Raw genomic sequence first — 17,002 nt, forward strand, 5'->3', positions numbered from 1 at the left:
CCATTTCATGCTCCGCCTCGAACACGTCGGCGGACTATCAATTCGCCTGCGAAGAGCAGGCCCATCAGTCCATAGGAAATAAGGCCGGTATACAGCGCCCACCATGACAGCGGTGCCCAAAGCGTCAAGGCTGCTGCGATCAGGCCGTTGCCCAGAAAGAACACACACCAGACCTGAGTGACCTGGCGCGTATAGCGGACAGCAACTTCGGGTAGCTCCGGCTCTTTCAAGCGCGCCAGTCGCTCCACCAGGGGCATGCCATACATCAGGCTTGAGCCGAACAGGCACAGCATGAACAGGCTGATGAGCACCGGATACCAGCGCAGCAGAAGCGGGCTGTCCAGTACGCCCAGCAACAGGCAGAACACGAGTGCAGCAATTGCCATTGCCAGAGTGCCTGCATGTCTTTCGCTCGTCAGGGCGCGTGTCAGCCACAGGCCACCCAGTAACAGGGCGAACTGCCAGGGCGCGAAATGCTCCGTGCCCCAATACACGGCAAACGGGTAGAGCACACCGATCAGTAGCAGACCGGGGCCAATCAGCCGTTTCATTCGGCTGGATTGGTCATGCGATAGACGGCTTCGACTACATCGTTGACCGTTCTTACCGACTTGAACTCTTCTGCGGCGATTTTCTTGCCGGTCTTGCGTTTGATGTGGTCGATCAGGTCTACGGCATCGATGCTGTCGATTTCCAGCTCCTGATACAGGTTGGCTTGCAGGGTGACGCGCTCCGGCTCAAGCTCGAACAACTCGACCATGGACGCACGCAGGGTCTCGAAAATGTCTTCGCGGGTTTGCATGTTCAGTCCTCAGGCCGATTGTCTGGCGCTGACGAAGGCCGCAAGGCTGTCCACGCAGGTGAAGTGATTGCGAGTGTCTTTTGCATCGGCATCGATCTTGATGCCGTAGCGCTTCTGAATCGCCAGCCCCAGTTCCAGCGCATCGACCGAGTCCAGTCCCAGGCCTTCGCCAAAGAGAATCTGGTCGTTGCCTATGTCGTGTGGGGTGATGTCTTCGAGGCCCAGGGCATCGATGATCAGTTGCTTAATGTCCCGGTGTAGATCGCTCATCTATGGCGAGCTCCTTGATGAAATACGCATGCAGGTAATCGTTGAGTTTGCGCGACGCCAGTGGCGGCGGGCCAAGTGCAGCAAAACTGTCGGGATCGATGTCTTCGCCGACGCGCAGGGTGAAATGCACACGGCGTTGGGGGATCCGGTACCAGGGCTCGGCCTTGGTCAGGGTGGTCGGGCTGACCTGGATGATGACCGGCGTAATCATGCTGGCACCGCGCAGGGCGATAGCGGCTGCACCTCGGTGAAAGGCGGGCGCCATGCCCGGCTGGGTCCGGGTGCCTTCCGGGAAAATGATCAGGGTCTGGCCTGTCTGCAGGCGGTCGACGGCCGCGTCGAGCATGTCCATGCTGCCGTCGTTGCTTATGTAGCCTGTGGAGCGAACGGGGCCGCGAGTGCAGGGGTTGTCCCACAGGCTGCGCTTGACCACGCAATTGGCATCGCGCACCAGCCCGATCAGGAACACCACATCGATCAACGAAGGGTGGTTGGCGATGATCATCTGCCCTGGGCGGCCCAGGCGGTCGGCACCTTGTACGTCATAGGTCAGGACACCCATGCGCGCCATGATGCGAATAAACAGCCAGAACAGACGGCTGATGGTGCGTCGGGCGCGGCGCTGATGGCTGGCTTTATCCCCAGGCAGGCAACCCAGCACCGGAAAAACGAACAGGCGCAGGCACAGCCCGCTCAACCCGAACAGGGCAAAACTGATTCCGGTGGCCAGCAGACGCCAGTAGTAAGCGTCCCGGCCTTTTTTCAGAGGTTGCGTTGCCAGTTCCATAACCGGTTATTCCAGAGATGTTGGCAAACGGATTGGTTGGTGTTCAGAGCGCGTAACAGATTCAGGGCATGAGGCCATTGGCTTCGCTCGGTGGCCTGGACATCGCCACCCAGAGACAGCTGCCATTCATCGCCCGGGGTCAGCAGCAGGCCAACGGCATAGGGGAAGGGCACGTCATCGATCCATTGCGCGTAGGCTTGCGGTGGTTGTTCTTCGGTCACCACCACCAGCACGGCGCTGCTGCCTTCGGCCAACAGCGTGACTGCTTCGAATATCCCGTGCTCCAGACCGTCGCCTGCCGCGGCCAGGGCGGTCATTTCGCAGGTTTCTCCACGCATGATCGACCACAGTCCAATCACGGCGTTGTGTACGGAAAGGCTGAATTGTGTCGGAGATAGCGGCTCGTTTGCCGCAAGGTCGCGCAATATATCAAAAGTGCGGGGCGTTTCCCCATGGCGCGACACGAATACCAGAGGCAGCCGCTCGTGGCCTTCAGCCAATGGCCAGCCCACCGTGAATGCCATGCGCGCCATTCTGCTCAGGCGTCTGCGCTGCATGGCGGGAAGGAAAGAGACGTCGGGGGCCGCATCGCTGCTTTGTAAAAGCGTCGGATTGCGGCTCCACTGCTGCCAGTCGTCGACGCTTGCCAGGCCAGGGGCCCAGGCACGCCATTGTGCGATGTTGAATGTGATCACAACTTCTCTTCCCGCCCCTGCGGGCTACTTCTTGTTGCTGCTTCAGGCGAGCGACAGCAGTCTTGATATGTAATTCCGACTGATTGCGCGCATTATCCTGATGGCCCGTATGAGTAGCAAATTTGTTACACATTATTTGTTTGCAAATGCTTTTTTTACGTCAATAAGCGCTTTTTTGATGCTTTATCAGAGCCATATTGCAGGTATGCGAGACCTCAGTGGGCTTCAGTCCTGTGGAAAACTCGCCCTTGTCATATGGATTGCCTAGACTCGGACTTCCTGTGGGCCTTATCGGCATTGCAGGGTGTTTCTTCACTGAACGAGGAGTTATTGCATGCGTCGCGTGGTGTTCAATCAGAAAGGGGGTGTCGGCAAGTCCAGCATCGCCTGCAATCTGGCAGCGGTCAGTGCCAGCGAAGGTTACCGAACACTGTTGATCGATCTGGACGCCCAGGCCAATTCGACCCAATACCTCACCGGCCTGACGGGCAACGATATTCCCATGGGGATTGCCGAGTTCTTCAAGCAGACGCTTTCTTCCGCGCCGTTTGGCAGGAAGAACCATGTCGATATCTATGAAACGCCTTACGACAACCTGCATGTGGTGACCGCGACCGCAGAGCTGGCCGACCTTCAGCCCAAGCTTGAGGCCAAGCACAAGATCAACAAGCTGCGAAAGTTGCTGGATGAACTGAGCGACGATTACGAGCGTATTTATCTGGATACCCCGCCGGCCTTGAACTTCTACGCCGTTTCGGCACTGATCGCGGCTGATCGTGTACTTATTCCCTTCGACTGCGACAGCTTTTCGCGTCAGGCCCTGTATGGCTTGCTGCATGAAGTCGAGGAACTCAAGGAAGATCATAACGACGGCCTTGAAGTAGAAGGGATCATCGTCAACCAGTTCCAGCCTCGTGCCAGCCTGCCCCAGCAAATGATCGACGAACTGATTGCCGAGGGACTGCCGGTCTTGCCGATTCACCTCAGTGCCTCGGTGAAAATGCGCGAGTCGCATCATGCCAGCATACCTTTGATTCATTTCGACCCTCGCCACAAGCTGACGCAGCAATTCGTTGACCTGCACCATTGGCTGGAAACCAGAGCTCAGGCTTGAAGATGGACCGGAATGGGGTGCAAAACCCCATTCCGGCAGGCATTAGCCCGGCGCATCGGATTTGAAGAGCGGGGAAGAAAAGGTACCGGCCTTGATCGAGCTGATGATCTGCTCGGCATTCACCAGCGCCTTTTCGGCCATTTCCGGTGGAATGCTGATGGTTGCCTCCATGTCGGCCCTGGAGTGTTCCTGAGAGGCTGTCAGTCGATTGTCGCCAGGTCGGCATCCGCATTTCACCTCATGCCCGTGCGTGGCAACGGCAACACAGCCATTGATATAGGTCGGATTCCCCTGGGCGATGTAGCCCACGCTCTTGCATGCCGGGCACCACACCGGATCGCCCATGCGCGCGACCCTGCGCTCATCTATCAATTCTGTTGCTGAGGCTGACAGTACGAAACCACCCGTGGTGGTTGGATCGCCTTCCCTGACTAAAAATGACATGACCTGCATTCCTCTGTCTTTTGGAAAGTGCAGAGGTTAGGCGCAAAACGATGTTTCAGGGGGCAACAATTAATATTAAGGAAAAGTCCTACAAACAAATAAGTGAATTCTGTTTTGTTCGCAAATGAATTCGCTCCTACAGAGTATTTTTATGCGAAAAACCTATCCTTTCGGGTTATCCGATCGGGTAGTTGAACGAAGCGCTCCGTGTCTTTAACCTTTTTTGCAGGAACTAACAAAAAAGGTATCAAGGAATGAGAGGTCTAAAAGTTATTAAAAGGGTAGTGGCTGTTGCCGCATTTATTGCAGCAGGTATGGCGCAGGCAGGACCGTCGGTGACAGTTGTTTTCAAGAACAGTGGTTCGTCGCCTGCGGTATATAGTCCCATTGATAGTAATGAGGGGTTGACCAGGAGTTTTGCAAGGTCAGCGCCGCTAAATAGTGTTTCAGCAGGCGCTACGGATAAGTATGTTGTTCAGGGGCGTCTTTCTCCAGATGCCAGTCATGCGTTTGTTCGCTACAGGGCGGGTGTTAAAGAATGTAAATTTAAATCGACTTATATCATGGCTCATACCCGTGGCGTGAGAGCGCCCAAGTGGATCAAGGAGGCTGTGGCAAGTGGTGGTGCGCGTTGTGATGCAAGAATAGTTTCTGTCAACAGCTCTACGCATGAATGGACGGTTGAGTTTGTAATGAGATAGGGCTTTCGGTTTTCGTACCGGGAACAGGGAGCTGTTTTCGGTACGAGTTTCCTTCCTCAAAGAGAGGGCTGTATATGATAAGTAGTATAGAAACTCACGGGACACCTTTACCCGTCACGCCGATATCATCGATAAAAACAGTTGCTACTCCAGATATCGATGCGGTTGCCGAAGTTCCAGCACCTTCGCCCGCGACCAATATATCGATACTGTCTCGCCAGCTAAGCGAAAGTGCTGCCCGAGCGGAGGCGCGTGATCAATCGCTGACCCGCAGTCAGCTGGGAAATCTGGCGAGCACATTGCGCGCTCAGTTCGATGCCGTACCCTATTTTCGCGCTGATGCAATGCAGGTTTTACCGGACTCCACAATAAATGACCCCTTCCTGAGAGAGCGAGATCGGCAGGCGGTGGAATATGTGATTCGCGATATGCAGCGTGATCCCAGCGCCAGAAATCCTTTTGCCGGTTTGTCATATGAGCAATTGACGGTGATTGCTTACGATGAGGGCGACACCTTCACCTTGCATGAAAGGCATGCGGCCTATCGTGGTGCATGGGAGATTGAGTTGGGTTGGAGAACAAATATGGGCAATCGAACCCAGCAAGGTGAGTTTACTCAAGAGCTTCATGTTTTTTATGCCGAACATTTAGCCCATTACCGATCTCTTCCTCTGATCGAGCAATCCCGATACCCCGAAGATTATGAGGCTCAAACAGAGGCTTGGATGCTTGAGGCAGCCGCTGGCCCAAAACAAGACGAACGACTACTCACGCTATTTGAAATCCTGGCAGGCGCGATTCCCGGCAAGGATGACACGGCTGAGGAAAAGCCTCCCAAGGAGGCCGAAACCCCTGCTGCTACCGGGCCAGCAATCAAGACGAACAACTGATCTCCAGATGCTTCCCCCAATCCGGCGGGCGTTGCGCGTAGTTAGTCATGCCGGGTTGTTCGGTGAAGGGGTTGCAGAGCACTTCATGCAGGCGGCGGACTTCCGTGTAGTCGCCTTTTTCTGCCGCTTCGATTGCGTTTTGCGCCAGGTAGTTGCGCAGGATGTAGAGCGGATTGACGGCGTGCATGCGTGTCTGGCGGTCCTGCTCGGTGCCGTTTTCTTCTCTGGTCTGACGCGCCTGATAGCTTTCGGCCCAACTGTCGAAACCCTTGATGTCGACAAAGTCGTCGCGCAGTGTGCGCAGTGCATCGGCGGCGGGTTCGTCGCCCAGACGGCGGAAGAACAGGGTGTAATCGACGCCGCTGTTCTGCATCAGTTGCAGGAGGCGGCTGATCAGTTTGTCATCCTCGTCTTCGGCGCTGGTCAGGCCCAGGCGACGGCGCATGAGGTCCAGGTAGTGGGCCTGATAGAGCGGCAGGAACAGGCCGATGGTTTCGCGTAGCGCTTCGACGCTGATGAAGGGCGTCAGGGCTTGAGCCAGGGCGCTGAGGTTCCACTGCGCAATAGGCACCTGATTGCTGAAGGAGTAGCGGCCTTCATGGTCGGAATGGTTGCAGATGAAATGCTCATCGAAATCGTCCAGAAAGGCGAACGGGCCGAAGTCGAAGGTGATGCCCATGATCGACATGTTGTCGGTGTTCATCACGCCATGACAGAAACCATAGGCCTGCCATTTTGCGATCAGCTCGGCGTTGCGCTCGACGATTTCCCTGAACATCGCCAGATAAGGCTCGGGCTGTTCCAGGCAGTGTGGATAGTGCATCGCCAGTACATGCTCGCCCAGTTCTTTAAGGCGATCCGGCTGCTGGGTGTAGTAGAAGTATTCGAGGCTGCCGAAGCGGATATGGCTTGGAGCCAGCCGCAGAACCATCGCCGCCCGTTCCTGGGTTTCGCGCCATACCGGCGTGCTTGAGCCGATCACACAAGCTGCCCGGCTGGTGGGAATGCCCAGTGCGTGAAGGGCTTCAGAGGCCAGGAATTCACGGATCGAGGAGCGCAATACGGCGCGCCCGTCGCCCATGCGTGAATAAGGCGTGCGGCCAGCCCCCTTGAGGTGCAGGTCCCAATGCTCGCCTGCGTCGTTGTAGACCTCGCCCAGCAACAGGCCCCGCCCGTCTCCCAGCCTTGGGTTGTAGGAGCCGAACTGGTGACCTGAATAGACCATTGCTCGTGGATCGGCATCGCTCCAGAGCTTGTGACCGCTGAAGATTTCGGCGAACAGAGGGAGTTCGGCCTGGCTTGGGTCCAGGTCCAGAAGTGCCAGGGCCGACTCGCTGGCAACTACCAGTCGAGGCTCTTCAATGGGTTCGGGCAGGACCGCTGTGGAAAACACATCGCCCAGTCGGGCGAAGCGGTTGTCGAAGATGAGTTCGTCGAGGGCTTTCACGGGCCATCTCCAGCAGAATGTCCGAGCATTCTGCTGGGATTAGCCGCCTCAGTCGAGCCTGAGTTCAGGCGGCTCCGGTGCATCCTTGGGCGCGGGCTTCACTTTGGTCGTGACCGGCGGCGTCGCAGGCTCGGTAGGCAGGATGGTTTTGTCAGTGTTTTCGATCGGCACCATCTTGTATTCCTGGCCGTGAAGGTTCTTGAGATAGACCTCTACCTGGCGGAACGAGATGTTGATTTTCTGCTTCTTGAACTCACGGTTGATGAAGCGGTTGATCTCGTCCAGCACGGGGTTACGGTCGCCCAGGTCGCGTACATGCATGCGCAGTTCGTGGTCCAGGGTGCTTTCGCCGAAGTTCAGGAAGTAGACGATCGGTTCCGGCTCCTTCAGTACACGAGGGTTGTCACGGGCGGCCTGGAGCAGCAGGGTGCGGACCAGGTCCAGGTCCGAGCCGTAATCCACGCCCAGTTTCAGGGTGACGCGGGTGATGGTGTCGGTCAGCGACCAGTTGATGAGCTGGCCGGTGATGAAGGTCTTGTTCGGGACGATGATGTCCTTGCGGTCGAAGTCGGTGATGGTCGTGGCGCGGATGCGGATCTTGCTGACCGTACCCGACAGGTTGCCGATGGTGATGGTGTCGCCGATCCGCACCGGGCGCTCGAACAGGATCATGATGCCGGAGATGAAGTTCGCGAAGATTTCCTGCATGCCGAAACCCAGGCCTACCGACAGCGCAGCGACCAGCCATTGCAGCTTGTCCCAGCTCACGCCCAGGGTCGAGAGGGTAGAGACGAAGCCGATACCGGCAATGGCATAGGACAGCAGCGTGGTGGTGGCATAGGCACTGCCTTGCGCCAGATTCAGGCGTGACAGCACCAGCACTTCCAGCAGGCCTGGCAGGTTGCCGGCCAGCACGAAGGTGATACCGATAATCACCAGTGCGCCGATCATGTCGCCCAGGCTGATGGGCACCATGCTGACATTGGCACCCGTGCCACTGGTGTATTCGTAGAGCGTGATGTTGTCCAGGTACGCGAATACGGTGATCAGGTCGGCCCAGACCAGATAGAGCCCGCCGATGAAGCCGCCCAGCAAGGCCAGGCGAATCAGGCGCAGCGACTGCTGGTTGACCTGCTCGATGTCCAGCTTCGGTTCTTCTATCGCGATTTCGCCGTCACCGCTTTCCCGCGCGGCCTGACGCTTGGCCAGTGCGCGCTGGTAAGCCAGGCGACGTGCGGCAACGCTCAGGCCGCGCACGAAGGTGGCCTCTGTCACCAGCCAGAGCATGATCAGGTACAAGGTATCGATCAGGCGGTCGCTGAGTTTCAGCGCGGTGTAGTAGTAACCGAAGCAGACCGCCAGAAACAGCGCGATGGGGAGGGCCGTGAACGCAAGACCGACGGCTTTGCGGAACAGCGAAGCGTTGTGATGAGTCGGGCTGGAGAGCAGCAGGCGGCTGAGCAGCCAGGCCATCAAGGCGTAGCAGGTCAGTACCACGCCAATGCCCAGCACATCGTCGGCCAGTGCCGCCGGTTGGTGTTCGGCAACGGCGACCACTGCCACCAGCGCCAGTACCACCAGCCCCAGCCGACGAACCCAGCCACGCAGGAACTCTACCTGAGCGGTTTCCCAGCGGAAATGCAGTTGCGCAACGCCAGCCGGTGCCAGGACGCGATAGGCCGTGTAGAACACCAGCCAGGCCAAGGCAATCTGCAGCAATGCTTCGCCCAGATTGGCGTTCTGCCCGCGGGCATCGATCTGCAGGGCGTAGCCGCACAAGGCCAGGCCCAGCGCCACAGGCAAGGCCAGCAGCACGTTGATCAGCAGGGCCAGAGGCGTTTTCCACTGGCTGTCACGTTTGAAGTGGCCGATATCGGAGTGCAACCGTCCCAGCTTTTGATAAAGCGCCTTGCGTCGCCATGTCAGAACACCGATCAGCACCAGCAGCGGCAGGAACAGCAGTGGACGTTGGGTCAGTCCGTCGGACAGTTCGCTGAGGCTGGATGTCCAGGGAAGTGTGGCGAGCTGCTTGGTCAGGCGTGGCCAGATGTTCTGGAACCATTCCAGATCGAGCGGCTTGTTGCTGGGGATCCAGAACATCTGCTCGTCCAGCGTGGCGCGCAGGCTCAAGGCCGTGCTGGTCAGCTGTTTCTGGTTCAGTTGCAGGGTGATGGATTCGTTGAGCAGGGCACTGAGTTCGCGGTTCAGGCGTTCCAGCAGATCGCTGCGGGTAATGGCCAGATCCAGCAGGGTCTTGCGCAGTTGCGGGGTGATGTCTTCGGGCGGTTGGGTCGCCAGCAGTTTTTCGACATAGGCCGAAGGGCTGCTCATCTGTTCACGCTGCTGATTGACCTCGAACTGGTACAGGCGAATGTTGGCGATTTCGTCGGCCAGGCCTTTGTCCAGTTGCAGATGGGGCAGGGCTTGCTTCTGTTTGTAGAGAATCTTGGACAGTAACAGGCTGCCGCTCAGAACGTTGATCTGTTCGCTCAGGGCCTGATCGGTCTGGGTCAGGTTGTCCAGTTGCTGCTTGGTCTTGAGGTTCTGCTGGGTCAGCTCATTGAGGCGATCAGTGCCGCGCAGCAAATAGTCGGACAGCTTGAGGTTGGCCGCGCTTTCAGTGGCCAGCAGGCTGCTGCTGCCTGCTTTTTGCGCCTCCAGGGACAGCTCTGCCACGGTTTTCTGGGACTGGGCGCGGCGCTTATCGTTGATCAGGGTCTGCAGATCCTGGATTTCCTGTTCCTGGCGGGTCACCTTCTCGGTCAGCAGGTCATGCTGGCTGTTGCCCAGGTCTTGAAGCTGGCTGTTGCCGGCCAGTTCCTGGCGGCGCAGCAGGTTCAACGCATTGATCGAAGCCAGTTCGGCATTGAGCATGTTGCGCTGGTCGGCGTTGAGGGTCTTGCCGTTATCCTTGCCCAGCTTGAGCGTGGCGTTGATTTGCTGGATGCGGGTCTGGTTGGCGCTGATTTCTGCCTGAGCTCTTTCCGGCCGCGTCTGGGCGGTGATGGTCAGGCTGTTGGCTTCGTTGAGGGCCTTTTGCAGGTCGCTTTGCTGAGTGCTGCGCTGGCTGAGCATCTGCTCGAGTTGCGGCACGTCAAGGTTGCCATAGCGCTGGGCAACAGGGATGACTCTGCTTTCTTTCAGACGGCTCAGTTCGCGCTGGTTCTCGGTGGTCTGTTTGGGAGCCTGATTCAACTGCTGCTTGAGCGCGGCGAGTTTCTCCTGGCTGTCCTGCTGGCTGGCCAGAAACGCGAGGGTTTGCTCAAGCACCTGCTGCAGGGCCTTCTGATCGGCCTCCGGCAGTTTACGGTCGGCGATCTTGTCCAGGCTTTGCTGTACGGCTGCACTGGTTGGCGGGTCAGCCGCCAACGCCGGGAAAGTGGAAAGGCAAAGCCCGAGCAGAGTGACAGCAAAGAATGCACGCAGCGAAAACATAGACACCGGTCGCTTGATAAAACGGAGTGGATTGGCAGTTTAAAGGAACAATCCGGGACCCGGGCGGCTTCCTTCGGGGAATCTGACGCCGACTTTGAGGATCTTGTTCCCTTCCATCACCGCAACAGTCCAAATAGTTCCATTCCATTCGATCTGGTCGCCCACGACGGGCTCACCGCGATTCTTCTGAATGATGAACTGGCTGAGCGGCATATTGGTATCCAGACCGTCGAGCTTGAGGCCATACAACGCCGCGACGGCACCCAGTTGCGCATCGCCTTCAAGGACGAAGTCGCCGAAGAAACGCAGGTCCAGGCCGCGCTGCGGTGCCTGGCTGAACAGCTTGCCCAGCGCCGGAAGATCATGTTCGTGACCGATCACGCACAGCATGTCGCCCACTTCCAGCGTGGTACTGCCGGAAGGGTGGAGCAGTTGCTGATTGCGGAACAACGCCGCAATACGGGTGTTTTCGGGCATTTTCAATTCGCGCAGGGCCGCGCCGATGCACCATTTTTCAGCCCCCAGGCGATAGACGAACAGCTCCCATTCACTGGTGATATGCACTTCCAGCGCCGAACGGGTAATCGGTGCAGGATCAGGCGGAACCGTGACCTTGAGCAGTTTTGCCATCCACGGCAGGCTGGTGCCTTGCAGCAACAGCGAAACCAGAACGATGAAGAATGCGAGGTTGAAATACAGTTGCGCGTTGGGCAGGCCGGCCATCAGCGGGAACACCGCCAGAATGATCGGAACCGCGCCGCGCAGGCCGACCCAGGCAATGAACGCCTTTTCACGGCCATGGAACGCCTTGAACGGCAACAGGCCGACCATGACCGAAAGCGGGCGAGCCACCAGAATCATCCACAACGCCAGGCCCAGGGCCGGTATGGCGATAGGCAGCAGGTCATGCGGCGTGACCAGCAGGCCCAGCACCAGGAACATGCCGATCTGCGCGAGCCAGGCCATGCCGTCGAGCATGTGCAGAATGCCGTGGCGGCTGCGGATTGGCCGGTTGCCCAGCACCAGACCGCACAGGTAAACGGCCAGGAAGCCGCTGCCGTGAATGGCGTTGGTCAGGGCAAAGACCGCCAGACCACCTGCGATGACCAGGATCGGATACAGCCCGGCTGCCAGATTGATGCGGTTGACCAGTTGCAGCATCAGCCAGCCGCCACCCAGGCCGATGAAGCTGCCGATACCGAATTCTTGAATCAGATGCCCCACTAATCCCCAGTGCAGGCCGGTCTGGCCGCTGGCGAGCATGCCGATCAGGGTGACGGTCAGAAACACCGCCATGGGGTCGTTACTGCCGGATTCGATTTCCAGGCTGGCGGTCACCCGCTCGTTCAGGCCCTTGCCGCCCAACAGCGAGAACACCGCCGCGGCATCTGTGGAACCGACGATTGCGCCGATCAGCAGGCCCTGGATCATGTTCAGGTCGAAGAGCCATGCCGCGACCATGCCGGTCAGCCCGGTGGTAATCAGAACCCCGACCGTTGCCAGCGACAATGCAGGCCACAACGCGACCCGGAAGCTGGCGACCCTGGTACGCAGGCCGCCATCCAGCAGGATCACTGCCAGGGCCAGGTTGCCCACCAGATACGCAGTGGCGTAGTTGTCGAAGATGATCCCGCCGCCATCGACCCCGGCGACCATGCCCACGGCAAGAATAATGACCAGAATCGGAATGCCGAGGCGTGAAGACAGGGAGCTGACCAGAATACTTGCGCCCACCAGCAACGCGCCGATCAGGAACAGGCTGTTGATGGTCGTGGCATCCAAGGGCGGTACTCCAGATAGAAACGGTTGTGAACAGGCAGGATACAAACTGACCATGCAGTCCGCATGCCAAGGGATTCTAACCTGTTGAATTGGCTGGCTGTCAAAAAAGGTTACAGACTAATCCTATAAATAATTAACGCCTTACAATTTCCCTGTCTGCTCACGTGCATGGCTTGTCTCCTACAGGAAAAGAAAGTCATGCCCACACCTACCGCTGAAGTCACCCGTATGGCGATTGCAGATGACGAAACCCGACTCAAAGCCATCGCTCGCGCATTTATCGACGATTATCCGGATATCCACGGCCTTGCCTATTCCGAAGCTCGCAAGCTGTTGTTCAAGTACACCGGCAAGCGGCTGGACCCGGACACGGTCTATTGGCATCGATTTTCCACTGCGGTGAGCAGTCCGAGGACGTTCACCGGCTGGAAGCATTCCGGGCCGCCCGTGGAGTCGATGACCTTTGTCGAGTTGATGATTCGTCGCTTCAGCGTCAAGGACCAGATGGCAGGCGATGAGTTGTCATCCTATGGCGGTTTCTACCACGGCGGACCGCAACAGCATTGGTTCGACGAGCGCAACGAAGTTGCCCTTCTTCCCCAGCACGTTCTTGATGATTTCTGGGTGCTGGATTTCAATCGGCTTTTCACTGCCAGGATGGAGCGCTTCTGGAAGCTGCACAGTCAGAATTTCTGCACCCTGGCCCGTTCCGCATTTCTGGCGTCTGCCGGTCTGCAAATGCTCAAGGGGCGCTTGAACATCGAGCAGTTCAAGCTCGTCACTGAAGCGGTTATCGGCAAGTTGCAGCCCGTCATGACCTACGAATCGCTGCGTGCAGGCGTGATCCCGAGGGCCGGGCTGACCCTTCGCACCTTCGATGTCGGCGGTTATGTCTGCACCGAGAGCATTCGTATTGTTGATGGCACGGGGCAGCAATTTCTCTACCTGCCCAGCGACAGGAATACCTTTTATGTATTTGCCTCGGATAAAGTGCTGTATGAATGGGTGCAGGAGCGATTGCTCGATACTTCACCAACAGCCACCTTTAAACAGTTGTTCATTCGCTCGGCGGCGCGGCTGCAATTGTACAGTGCGGACTTCGATGAGCATGCACTGCAGATTCTGAACACTCCCTGGGTGGCAGGGCAAAACCTGATCAACAGCAGCGATTTCGCTATCAGTGGCGATGCGTTTGTCTACCTGCGCGGGCTCGCCAAAGAGCAGATGCGAGCAGATTCGCAGATATTGCTGACCTCCAACACCAGGCTGCGCAAGCAGATATGGCTCGGCTACCTGAATGCGTTCACCAATACTATCGGTAATCTGGCGCTGATGTCCTGGCCGATGGCTTTGCTTCTGGTTGGCGCGAGTGCTGCCAGCCTTGTGCTCGATATTGATCAGACCATCCGTGAACGTGACCCGCGACAACGCAAGGCCGGGCTCGTCAGTGTGATCTTTGGCTCGCTGTCTCTGGTGCTGAACCTCTCCATGTTGGTGGGCATGCTCAAGATGAGCGCGGGTAGCCGAAGCCTGGGTAGCGCGGTTTTGCCCGGTCCCCGGGAACTCACTCCCTTGGTAGAACTGAGTCCGACAGCGCCGACCCCGGCTGGTGCCAGCGCCAATATGCGCGGCATCCAGATGCTCTCCAATGGCGAAACCTGGATCAGCCTGGACGATGTGCCTTACAGGGTGGTGTTCAATGATGACCTCCATGCCTGGACCCTGACCGACCCGACAAACCCCCATGTCAGTGACGCCAGTCGTGCCGTGCGTCTTAATGCCCGTAGCGAGTGGGAGTGGCGCGAGCCTTCGGCGGCGTCATCGCGAGGTGTCATCGCGGGTGAAGTGGGCAATGAGGTGGTGCCCTTATCATTGGTAAGCGTTCGCTCGTCTTTCTGGGACGTCTACATGCAGTTCAATCTTGCTGAGGAAGAGCGCCTCTCACAGATCGCCCTGGCCCGTCAAAAAGCGCTCATGAGTGTGCCGGAGCTGAAGCCTGGCGATCTGATCTCTCAGGATCTGCAGGGCAATCCGGTGTTTATCGACGAGTGGGGAGATATGCACCACCTCTACAAAAAATCGGATGGCCAATACGTGGGTGGACGTATTCCGTTGTATTCGAGCGCGGATATGTCTTTCAACCAGTACCTGCGCACCGGTATTTCGACCGGCCCGGCGCAAGTGGATTTAATCGACGAACTGGTCGATGACCTGCGCACTGTTGGTTTCGACAACAGCGTCACGCTTTATCGCGGCGGCAGTGAACTACGCGGCACCTCGGGGGCCTATTTTCGGAACGGACAGATCAAGAGCGGCGATGTGCTGGTCAGTACCGACATCTTGTCGTTCAGCGAAAACCCTTATGTGGCGAGGATTTTTTGCAGTAGCCAAGCGGGTGAATATTCAGCCAGTTTTGCCCGGAAAAGTGTGCCCATCAGCTTTAACGACACTTCCGTTGTGTTTGAATTGCCCGCCAAGAACTATCTGGGGGCGACCCCTGTTGCGCCGTTTTCCACGGAGCCTGAGGAAGTCGAGTCGATTTTCCTGCCGGGCCGTTACTTCCTGATTGATGACATTCATCAGGTGTCCGGCCTCAATTACAAGTTCATTAAAGTGCGTTTGATCGAAATCTCCTCGCCCAAGATCTGGCAAAAGCTCTATGACTTGCGCACCGGCGAGCCCTTCACTCGCGAGCACTACGCCACAAGGCTCGGAGAGCAAGGCCGGCGGCTGGTGGATCGGTTCTTTCCACCTGATACGATGGGGTTGAGTTTCTAGAACCAGTCGGCCTGCATGCTCAGGCAGGCATCATCGCGGTTTTCCAGCAACGTCAGTTCATGATTGCAGCCCGGTACTTCCCAGGTCAGGAAGTACCGGGCTGCTTGCAACTTGCCTTGATAGAAATCGGCATCGGTCGAGTTATTTCGAGACAGTCCCTCTGTGGCGCGAATGGCCTGTTCCAGCCAGCGCCAGCCGATGACGGTATGTCCGAAAACCTTCAGATAGAGCGCCGAATTGGCGAGCGTGGTACTGACCTTGCCCTGTGCCAGATCGGTCAGCAGGCCAACGGTCACGGTTTGCAGACGCGTCACCAGTTGCTCCAGTGGTTGGCGCAAGGCATCAAGGCTTTCGTGGGCGCTGGCCCGCTTTGTGGTGTCGGCAATCAGGCGGATCAACTGCTTGAGCCCTGCGCCATTATTTTGTGCCAGCTTGCGCCCCAGCAAGTCCAGCGACTGAATGCCGTGGGTGCCTTCGTGGATCGGGTTCAGGCGGTTGTCGCGGTAATACTGCTCCACCGGATATTCGCGGATATAGCCATGGCCGCCCAGAATCTGGATCGCCAGTTCGTTGGCTTTCAGACAGAACTCCGAAGGCCAGGACTTGACGATGGGTGTCAACAGATCGAGCAGTTCGTGGGCCTGGCGCTTCAGTTCTTCGGTTTCGCCGGTTTGGGTATCGTCAAACAGGCGAGCGCTGTACAGGCCGAGGTCGAAGGCGCCCTCCACGTAGGCTTTTTGCGTCAACAACATGCGCCTGACATCGGCGTGCTGAATGATAGGGACGGGCGGGCTTTCCGGGTTTCGGTTATCCGGCAGTCGTCCTTGCGGACGTTCACGGGCGTAGTCCAGAGAATACAGATAACCTGCATAACCCAGCATGATTGCACCCATGCCCACGCCAATCCGCGCTTCGTTCATCATCTGGAACATGTAGCTCAGGCCCTGATGGGGTTTGCCCACCAGATAGCCCACACATTGCCCGTTATCGCCGAAGTTCAGCGCTGTCGAGGTGGTGCCGCGCCAGCCCATCTTGTGAAACAGCCCGGCCAGAATCACGTCATTGCGTGGGCCGTTTGTGCCGTCTTCATTGACCAGAAACTTGGGCACGATAAACAGCGAAATACCTTTCACACCGGCAGGTGCGTCCGGCAACTTGGCCAGCACCATATGCACGATGTTCTCCGACAGTGAGTGATCACCACCGGAAATGAAAATCTTGTTGCCGCGCAAGCGATAGCTGCCATCCGCAGCGGGCTCGGCGCGGGTGCGGATATCCGACAGCGACGAGCCGGCATGAGGTTCGGTCAACGCCATGGTGCCGAAAAAACGGCCTTCGATGATCGGTTGCAGGAAACGCTGCTTTTGCTCGTTGCTGCCAAAGCTTTCGATGAGGTTCGCCACGCCCATGCTCAGGAACGGGTAAGCCGTGGTGCCCGCATTCGCAGCCTGGAAGTGAGCAAAGCAGGCTTGGGACAGCAGGGTCGGCAACTGCATGCCGCCTTCCTCGAAGTCCCGCGCCGCATTGAGGAAACCAGCTTCCAGAAACGCATCTACTGCAGGTTTGACCTCGGGGATCAGCACCGCCTCGCCATGCTCGTAGCGTGGCTCGTTTTCATCGGCCTTGCGGTTGTGCGGGGCGAAGTACTTCTCGGCAATCGTACGAGCCGTGCCGATGGCGGCATCGAACGTCTCGCGACTGTGCTCGGCAAAGCGCTCACGCCGGGTCAGCGCTTCGGCATCCAGCACTTCATACAGCTCGAAAGCCAGATTGCGGGAACTGAGCAGCGTCTCGGACATGACCTTCACCCTTTGTCTTGTAGTGGGCAGAGTCTAGGCCGGGGATGGGGTGCTGCCC

General features: G+C 57.8%; 14 protein-coding genes. 4 read left to right on the plus strand and 10 right to left on the minus strand.

Going from position 1 to position 17,002, the window contains the following annotated elements:
- Positions 1 to 5: 5 nt before the first annotated feature.
- From KGD89_RS02010 to KGD89_RS02030, 5 genes are read right to left on the minus strand one after another with little or no spacing between them, the layout of a single operon-like run.
- On the minus strand, positions 6 to 551 hold the full coding sequence (locus tag KGD89_RS02010; RefSeq protein ID WP_025258162.1) for a COG4648 family protein: 546 nt from the start codon (positions 549 to 551) through the stop codon (positions 6 to 8).
- A complete protein-coding gene (locus KGD89_RS02015; RefSeq protein WP_025258163.1) occupies positions 548 to 802 on the minus strand; it encodes an acyl carrier protein in 255 nt (84 codons plus the stop codon). Before KGD89_RS02015 ends, KGD89_RS02010 begins: the two co-directional genes overlap by 4 nt.
- A gap of 9 nt (positions 803 to 811) precedes the next feature.
- Complete coding sequence (locus KGD89_RS02020; RefSeq protein ID WP_025258164.1) at positions 812 to 1,072, minus strand: phosphopantetheine-binding protein; 261 nt, start codon at positions 1,070 to 1,072, stop codon at positions 812 to 814.
- Positions 1,047 to 1,859 carry a lysophospholipid acyltransferase family protein gene (locus KGD89_RS02025; RefSeq protein ID WP_025258165.1) on the minus strand — a complete coding sequence of 271 codons (813 nt, stop codon included), beginning with the start codon at positions 1,857 to 1,859 and terminating at the stop codon, positions 1,047 to 1,049. Before KGD89_RS02025 ends, KGD89_RS02020 begins: the two co-directional genes overlap by 26 nt.
- A complete protein-coding gene (locus tag KGD89_RS02030) occupies positions 1,835 to 2,554 on the minus strand; it encodes a beta-ketoacyl synthase chain length factor (protein WP_025258166.1) in 720 nt (239 codons plus the stop codon). Before KGD89_RS02030 ends, KGD89_RS02025 begins: the two co-directional genes overlap by 25 nt.
- Before the next feature lie 334 nt (positions 2,555 to 2,888).
- Here KGD89_RS02030 and KGD89_RS02035 point away from each other — a divergent pair, with 334 nt between their 5' ends.
- Complete coding sequence (locus tag KGD89_RS02035; protein ID WP_025258167.1) at positions 2,889 to 3,668, plus strand: ParA family protein; 780 nt, start codon at positions 2,889 to 2,891, stop codon at positions 3,666 to 3,668.
- A 42-nt stretch (positions 3,669 to 3,710) separates the two neighbouring features.
- Here the strand turns inward: KGD89_RS02035 and KGD89_RS02040 are convergent, their stop codons facing one another.
- Complete coding sequence (locus tag KGD89_RS02040; protein ID WP_038400145.1) at positions 3,711 to 4,112, minus strand: PAAR domain-containing protein; 402 nt, start codon at positions 4,110 to 4,112, stop codon at positions 3,711 to 3,713.
- Positions 4,113 to 4,366: 254 nt separating this feature from the next.
- Between KGD89_RS02040 and KGD89_RS02045 the strand changes: the two genes are divergently transcribed.
- Entirely contained in the window at positions 4,367 to 4,813 is a 447-nt protein-coding gene (locus KGD89_RS02045) for a hypothetical protein (protein WP_074568910.1), read from the plus strand.
- 74 nt (positions 4,814 to 4,887) lie between these two features.
- The gene (locus KGD89_RS02050) at positions 4,888 to 5,703 is read left to right on the plus strand and encodes a hypothetical protein (RefSeq protein WP_025258168.1); all 816 of its coding nucleotides are present in this window, start codon (positions 4,888 to 4,890) and stop codon (positions 5,701 to 5,703) included.
- Here the strand turns inward: KGD89_RS02050 and selO are convergent.
- The 3 genes from selO to KGD89_RS02065 are packed head-to-tail and all read right to left on the minus strand — an operon-like array spanning position 5,687 to position 12,367.
- Positions 5,687 to 7,150, minus strand: coding sequence for a protein adenylyltransferase SelO (gene selO / locus KGD89_RS02055; RefSeq protein WP_025258169.1), 1,464 nt, complete (start codon positions 7,148 to 7,150; stop codon positions 5,687 to 5,689). The genes KGD89_RS02050 and selO overlap by 17 nt on opposite strands.
- Before the next feature lie 48 nt (positions 7,151 to 7,198).
- On the minus strand, positions 7,199 to 10,585 hold the full coding sequence (gene mscK, locus KGD89_RS02060) for a mechanosensitive channel MscK (protein ID WP_025258170.1): 3,387 nt from the start codon (positions 10,583 to 10,585) through the stop codon (positions 7,199 to 7,201).
- A gap of 39 nt (positions 10,586 to 10,624) precedes the next feature.
- Positions 10,625 to 12,367, minus strand: a complete 1,743-nt coding sequence (locus KGD89_RS02065; protein WP_025258171.1) for a potassium/proton antiporter — start codon at positions 12,365 to 12,367, stop codon at positions 10,625 to 10,627.
- Positions 12,368 to 12,565: 198 nt separating this feature from the next.
- Here KGD89_RS02065 and KGD89_RS02070 point away from each other — a divergent pair, with 198 nt between their 5' ends.
- The gene (locus KGD89_RS02070; RefSeq protein ID WP_051427711.1) at positions 12,566 to 15,145 is read left to right on the plus strand and encodes a dermonecrotic toxin domain-containing protein; all 2,580 of its coding nucleotides are present in this window, start codon (positions 12,566 to 12,568) and stop codon (positions 15,143 to 15,145) included.
- Here KGD89_RS02070 and KGD89_RS02075 read toward each other — a convergent pair.
- Positions 15,142 to 16,944 carry an acyl-CoA dehydrogenase gene (locus KGD89_RS02075; protein ID WP_025258173.1) on the minus strand — a complete coding sequence of 601 codons (1,803 nt, stop codon included), beginning with the start codon at positions 16,942 to 16,944 and terminating at the stop codon, positions 15,142 to 15,144. The two genes, KGD89_RS02070 and KGD89_RS02075, sit on opposite strands and share 4 nt — an antisense overlap.
- Positions 16,945 to 17,002 lie beyond the last annotated feature (58 nt).

It is taken from the genome of Pseudomonas cichorii (assembly GCF_018343775.1).
GTDB classification, from domain to species: domain Bacteria; phylum Pseudomonadota; class Gammaproteobacteria; order Pseudomonadales; family Pseudomonadaceae; genus Aquipseudomonas; species Aquipseudomonas cichorii.

Excerpts from the sequence above, each read along its gene's own strand:
- KGD89_RS02010 (WP_025258162.1), bottom strand. The coding sequence starts at position 551 with ATGAAACGGCTGATTGGCCCCGGTCTGCTACTGATCGGTGTGCTCTAC.
- KGD89_RS02015 (WP_025258163.1), bottom strand. The coding sequence starts at position 802 with ATGCAAACCCGCGAAGACATTTTCGAGACCCTGCGTGCGTCCATGGTC.
- KGD89_RS02020 (WP_025258164.1), bottom strand. The coding sequence starts at position 1,072 with ATGAGCGATCTACACCGGGACATTAAGCAACTGATCATCGATGCCCTG.
- KGD89_RS02025 (WP_025258165.1), bottom strand. The coding sequence starts at position 1,859 with ATGGAACTGGCAACGCAACCTCTGAAAAAAGGCCGGGACGCTTACTAC.
- KGD89_RS02035 (WP_025258167.1), top strand. The coding sequence starts at position 2,889 with ATGCGTCGCGTGGTGTTCAATCAGAAAGGGGGTGTCGGCAAGTCCAGC.
- KGD89_RS02040 (WP_038400145.1), bottom strand. The coding sequence starts at position 4,112 with ATGTCATTTTTAGTCAGGGAAGGCGATCCAACCACCACGGGTGGTTTC.
- KGD89_RS02045 (WP_074568910.1), top strand. The coding sequence starts at position 4,367 with ATGAGAGGTCTAAAAGTTATTAAAAGGGTAGTGGCTGTTGCCGCATTT.
- KGD89_RS02050 (WP_025258168.1), top strand. The coding sequence starts at position 4,888 with ATGATAAGTAGTATAGAAACTCACGGGACACCTTTACCCGTCACGCCG.
- mscK (WP_025258170.1), bottom strand. The coding sequence starts at position 10,585 with ATGTTTTCGCTGCGTGCATTCTTTGCTGTCACTCTGCTCGGGCTTTGC.
- KGD89_RS02070 (WP_051427711.1), top strand. The coding sequence starts at position 12,566 with ATGCCCACACCTACCGCTGAAGTCACCCGTATGGCGATTGCAGATGAC.
- KGD89_RS02075 (WP_025258173.1), bottom strand. The coding sequence starts at position 16,944 with ATGTCCGAGACGCTGCTCAGTTCCCGCAATCTGGCTTTCGAGCTGTAT.